Genomic DNA, 445 nt, shown 5'->3' with positions numbered 1-445 from the left:
GTTACATGCCCTGCGATGGGGGCGTGTGGCGCCGCGCACAAGGCGTGCGGCGCGATCCAGGTCAAATCAGTTGCGGCCCTTGACCAGCGGCAGCTCGGCCTGCTGCCAGGCGGGAATGCCGCCGTCGAGCACGTGGACCTGCTCGAAACCGGCCTTCTTCAACGCCTTGGCGGCGGTTTCGGACGCATTGCCGGTACGGCATACCAGCACCACCGGGCTCTGCTTGGCGTTGGCCACCAGCTTGTGCTCCGGGCCGAACGCGGTCGGCTGCACGTTGCGACTGCCGGCGATATGGCCCTTTTCGAAATCGCTGCTGGAGGACAGGTCCACCACGATCGCGCCACCGGCATTCATGAGGTGGGTCAGTTCGGCCGGCTTGAGCGACTTGAAGCCGCGGAACAGACGGCGGACTTCGGTGACGATGATGGCCACGGTCAGGCCGACC

At 66.3% G+C, this 445-nt stretch carries 1 protein-coding gene; it reads right to left on the bottom strand.

The features are described 5' to 3' along the window. Positions 1 to 66: 66 nt before the first annotated feature. Positions 67 to 445 (bottom strand): rhodanese-like domain-containing protein (locus AC1DN0_RS41515; RefSeq protein WP_477146673.1); only part of this gene is annotated, 379 nt, incomplete at its 5' end.

It is taken from the genome of Cupriavidus sp. 05N39 (assembly GCF_056397325.1).
This window is presented reverse-complemented; position numbering and strand designations above follow the sequence as displayed.